This is a genomic window from Nocardia mangyaensis (genome assembly GCF_001886715.1).
Taxonomy (GTDB): domain Bacteria; phylum Actinomycetota; class Actinomycetes; order Mycobacteriales; family Mycobacteriaceae; genus Nocardia; species Nocardia mangyaensis.
This window is the reverse complement of sequence record NZ_CP018082.1, coordinates 4668876-4673796: the sequence shown is the minus strand read 5'-3', so window position 1 is coordinate 4673796 and position 4921 is coordinate 4668876. Positions and strand designations below refer to the sequence as shown.

Genomic DNA, 4921 nt, shown 5'->3' with positions numbered 1-4921 from the left:
CTGGCCGCGATCGCCGCTGTTCTCGACGCGCCACGACCCGACGGTCACGGCGGTGACGACCACAGGCTCGCGGCGGGCGATCCGGCGAGGGCCGATGCACGGGCGGGGGCGATGGGCGCCTAGAATCGCGGAGCCTGCCATCGTGCCCGCTGCCTGCTCACGAGGCATCCACGCCCGTCGCCGGTTCCCGTGTCGAGAGGTTGAGAAAGCCCATGTCAGTACAGCCGTCCGGTGGGATCGGGTGACGAAGCCACAGTTGACCGAATCCGGTACCACCTCCGCTGAGGACGTCTCCACCGACGGTGGGGTGCGTCGCACCGTGCTCCCCGGCGGCCTGCGCGTGGTCACCGAACACGTGCCCGGCGTGCGCTCCGCCTCGATCGGCGTCTGGGTCGGCGTCGGATCCCGTGACGAGGGCCCCACCGTGGCGGGCGCGGCGCACTTCCTCGAACACCTGCTGTTCAAGGCGACTCCGGCGCACACCGCCCTCGACATCGCCCAGGCCATGGACGCGGTCGGCGGCGAACTCAACGCCTTCACCGCCAAGGAACAGACCTGCTACTACGCCCACGTCATCGACGAGGACCTGCCGCTGGCCGTGGAACTGGTCTCCGATGTGGTGCTCAACGGGCTGTGCCGCGCGGTCGATGTCGACGTCGAACGCCAGGTGGTGCTCGAGGAGATCGCGATGCGCGACGACGACCCCGAGGACCTGGTCGCCGATTCCTTCCTCACCGCCATGTTCGGCGACCACCCCATCGGGCGCCCGGTGATCGGCACCATCGAATCCATCGAGGGCATGCGCGCCGCCCAGCTGCGGGGATTCCACCAGCGCCGCTACCGTCCCGAGCGGATGGTGGTGGCCGTGGCGGGCAATGTCGACCACGAACGCACCGTCGAACTGGTGCATCGCGCGTTCGCCGCGCACCTCGACCCCGGCGCCGAACCGGCCCCGCGCCGCGAGGGCGTCTTCCGCGCCAAGGCCGCGCCCGGTCTGGTCCGGATCAATCGGGACAGCGAACAGACCCACCTCGCCTTCGGCGTCCGGGCCTTCGGCAGGCACGAGGGCCAGCAGCGCTGGCCGCTGTCGGTGCTCAACACCATCGTCGGCGGTGGCCTGAGTTCGCGGCTGTTCCAACGGATCCGGGAAGAACGCGGACTGGCGTACTCGGTGTACTCGAGCGTGGACACCTTCGCCGACACCGGCGCGTTCTCGGTGTATCTGGGCTGCCAGCCCGAGAACCTCGCCCAGGTCGCGTCGTTGGCGCGCGGGGTACTCGACGATGTCGCCGCGAACGGGGTCACCGACGCCGAATGCGCCAGGGCGAAGGGGTCGCTGCGCGGCGGGCTGGTGCTCGGGCTCGAGGACTCCGCGTCCCGGATGAACCGGATCGGGCGCAGCGAACTCAGCTACGGCAATCATCGCAGCGTCTCGGCCACCCTGGCCCGCATCGACGCCGTCACCACCGACGAGGTCAGCGCGATCGCGCGCACGCTGCTCGCGCGCCCGTACGGCGCGTGCGTGGCCGGCCCGTATCAGCGCACCCGGGATCTGCCCGCTTCGGTACGCAAGCTCGTCGAGTCCTGAGTCGGCGTCAGCCGGACTCGGCGGTCGCGCGATTGGCGGCCGCGACGATCGCGGGCAGCAGGCCGGGGACCGCGTCCTCGAGCGCGTCGAGGCGCAGGCGCTGGCAGATCTGGCCGTCGATGGTCAGGCGCTCGATCACGCCGGCCTCGCGCAGGATCTTGAAGTGGTGGGTCGCGGTGGATTTGTTGATCGCGTCGTAGAGGGCCGCGCAGCGCACCGGCGTGCCCGCATTGCTGAGGCGCCGGACGATCTCGAGCCGGACAGGGTCGTGCAGCGCACCCAGGACAGCGGGGAGTCCGGCGACGGGTATGGTCGGCGCCACGGGAAGATCTTTAGCCTGGGTCATGATCTACCTCACTCGGGGGTTTGATAGCCATCATACCCAGCGGTAGTCTCAGGCAAGTTCGATGGTGATCAAACTCTGGTGATAGGGGCTGCGATGGCAGCGACAACGATGGCGCCGGTCGAAGCCGGTCAGCGCTGGGCCTACGGCCTGGTCCTCGCGGCGAGCGCGGTGGCGCTCGGCGTGTCGGGGGCGCCCGCACCGCTCTACGGCATCTACGAGACCGAATGGCAGCTGTCGCCGCTCACCACGACCGCCGTCTTCGCGGTGTACGCGGTCGCCGCGCTGGGCGCGGTCCTGGTCTCGGGGCGGCTCTCCGACGTGGTCGGCCGCAAACCGGTGATGATCGGCGCCTTCGTCACCATGATCGCGGGTCTGATCGTGTTCCTGCTCGCCGATTCGGTGCCCATGCTGCTGCTCGCGCGAGCGCTGCACGGTGCGGCGGTCGGCGCCACGGTGGTCGCAGGCGCCGCCGCCCTGCTGGATCTGCGTCCCGAGCGCGGTGCGCGCTCCGGGCAGCTCACCGGCGTGGCGTTCAATGTCGGCATCGCGATCACCGTGCTCGGAACGGCTGTGCTCGCGCAGTACGCGCCGTGGCCGCTGCGCACGCCGTACGTGGTGATCGCGGTGGTGTGCCTGATCGCGGGTGCGGGCATTCTCGCGCTGCGAGAACCGCACACCGCCCGGTCGAAAGGACGCATCACCATCGCGAAGCCAGCGGTGCCGCAGGAGATCAGGGCCGATTTCTGGTTCGCGGCGATCGGCGTGATGTCGGCGTGGTCGGTACTGGGCGTGCTGCTGTCGCTGTACCCGTCGCTGGCCGCGGCCGAGACCGGCGTGCACAACCTGGTCTTCGGCGGTGTGGTGGTCGCGAGCACCGCGCTCGCCGGGGCGCTGGCGCAGCTGTTCGCCACCGGCATCCCGGCACGCCGGGCCGCCATCCTCGGTGACCTCGGGATGGCCGCCGCGCTGCTGGCCACCGTGCCCGCGCTGGCCACCGGACAGCCCGCCGTGGTGTTGATCGCCGGGCTGGTACTGGGCGCCACCTTCGGTCTCGGGTTCGGCGGTTCGCTGCGGCACCTGTCGGAGGTCGTGCCGCCGCATCGCCGCGGCGAGACCATGTCGGCCTATTACCTGCTCGCCTATTCGGCACTGGCCCTGCCGACCCTGGCCGCGGGTTGGGCGGCGACGACCTGGGGGATCGCGACCGTGTTCCCGTGGTTCATCGTGATCGTCGCCATGGCGTGCGTCTCGGCCGCGGCGATCGGGGTGTGGGGGAGCAGGGCCGCCGCGAAGAAGGCGGCCTGACCTCGACAGGGTGACTACGCGGGCCAGCCGCCGTACGGGACGGTGATCAACTCGAGGAAGTGACCGTTGGGGTCGAGGAAATAGACGCCGCGACCACCGTCGTGGTGATTGATCTCGTTGATCCCGTGTTGCTGGGGATCGGCCCAATGGTCCAGCTTGTAGCGCTGGATCTTGGCGTAGGCCGCGTCGAACTCGGCCTCGGAGACGAGGAACGCGTAGTGCTGCGGCTGGATCTCGGAAATATGCGGTGGCACGCGCGCGAAATCGAAGACGGCACCGTGCGCGAGGGGGATCGGAATGAAAGGTCCCGCCTCTTTTCCTATGTCCAACCCGAGGATGTCCGCCCAGAACTCGGCGGTTTCGCGATTGTCGTGACATCCGACAATGGTGTGATTGAACTGCACTGACAAAGGATTTCTCCCTGTTCATGATGGCACCGACCCTGGGCTCGGTACGAGGCGGCCAACAGGAGCACCATCACCGCGATCGACGTTAGCGCCGCAACCGCGGTCGCGCAACGGTCGCTTCGCGGTAGCGTCGCGCCCATGAGGATTCGTGGAGCCGTCCTGGAACGCGTCGCCGATCCGGCGCCGTTCGCCGATTCGCAGCCGATCACCGTGTGCGAGCTCGACCTGGCCGAGCCGGGACCGGGGGAACTGCTGGTCCGGATCGAAGCGGCGGGGCTGTGCCATTCGGATCTGTCGGTGGTCGACGGCAATCGGGTGCGTCCGGTGCCCATGCTGCTCGGTCATGAGGCGGCCGGCATCGTCGAATCGGTTGGCGCCGCAGTGACCGATGTGGCGGTGGGGCAGCGAGTCGTGATGACCTTCCTGCCGCGCTGTGGCGAGTGCGCGGGCTGCGCGAGCAACGGCCGCACCCCGTGCGGGCCGGGCAGTGTGGCCAACAATGCCGGTGAACTGCTCGGCGGCGGTCGGCGACTACGCCGTGACGACGCCGAAGTCCACCACCACCTGGGCGTCTCGGGCTTCGCGACCCATGCCGTGGTCGATCGGCGTTCGGTCGTGCCGGTCGACGACGATGTGCCGCCCGAGGTGGCCGCGGTGCTCGGCTGCGCGGTGCTGACCGGTGGCGGCGCCCTGCTCAACGCGGCGAAACCCGGTGCGGGCGACCGGATCATGGTGGTCGGGCTGGGCGGGGTCGGGATGGCGGCGGTGCTCGTCGCGGTCTCGCTCGGGCTCGGCGAGGTGATCGCGGTCGACACCGTGCCCGACAAACTCGCCCTGGCCCGCCAGTTCGGCGCCACCGCGGCGTTCACTCCGGTCGAGATCGCCGAGCAGGGCGTGCAGGCCGACGTGGTGGTCGAGGCGGCCGGGAATGTGCGCGCCTTCGAAACCGCCGTCGCGGCAACGGCTCCCGGAGGCGTGACGGTGACGGTGGGGCTACCCGCGCCCACCGCCACCGCCACCATCTCCCCGCTGGCGCTGGTCGCCCAGGGGCGCACCATCATCGGCAGCTACCTCGGCTCGGCGGTGCCGGCCCGTGACATCCCCGAATACGTGCGGCGGTGGCGCGCCGGCCAGCTGCCACTGGAACGGCTCGTCTCGGCGCGCATCGGCCTCGATCAGGTGAACGAGGCGATGGACGACCTCGCGGCGGGCGCGGCGCTGCGCCAGGTGATCGTGTTCGACTGACCTCGCCGCCGGGGCGTGCGCCGCTGCTCG

5 protein-coding genes are annotated in these 4921 nt (G+C 70.2%); 3 read left to right on the top strand and 2 right to left on the bottom strand.

All coding sequences use genetic code 11. The annotated features are described in order from the left end of the window. Positions 1-256 precede the first annotated feature (256 nt). Entirely contained in the window at positions 257-1588 is a 1332-nt protein-coding gene (locus BOX37_RS21295) for a M16 family metallopeptidase (protein ID WP_071929191.1), read from the top strand. 7 nt (positions 1589-1595) lie between these two features. Here BOX37_RS21295 and BOX37_RS21290 read toward each other — a convergent pair whose 3' ends face one another. Next, positions 1596-1934, bottom strand: coding sequence for an ArsR/SmtB family transcription factor (locus BOX37_RS21290; RefSeq protein WP_071929190.1), 339 nt, complete (start codon positions 1932-1934; stop codon positions 1596-1598). Positions 1935-2027: 93 nt separating this feature from the next. Between BOX37_RS21290 and BOX37_RS21285 the strand changes: the two genes are divergently transcribed. Beyond that, positions 2028-3239, top strand: a complete 1212-nt coding sequence (locus BOX37_RS21285; RefSeq protein WP_071929189.1) for an MFS transporter — start codon at positions 2028-2030, stop codon at positions 3237-3239. A gap of 14 nt (positions 3240-3253) precedes the next feature. Here the strand turns inward: BOX37_RS21285 and BOX37_RS21280 are convergent, their stop codons facing one another. Next, complete coding sequence (locus BOX37_RS21280) at positions 3254-3649, bottom strand: VOC family protein (protein ID WP_071929188.1); 396 nt, start codon at positions 3647-3649, stop codon at positions 3254-3256. Between the two features lie 135 nt (positions 3650-3784). Between BOX37_RS21280 and BOX37_RS21275 the strand changes: the two genes are divergently transcribed. Next, positions 3785-4891 (top strand): alcohol dehydrogenase catalytic domain-containing protein, encoded by a 1107-nt coding sequence (locus tag BOX37_RS21275; protein ID WP_071929187.1) that lies wholly within the window; start codon positions 3785-3787, stop codon positions 4889-4891. The last annotated feature ends 30 nt before the right edge of the window (positions 4892-4921 follow it).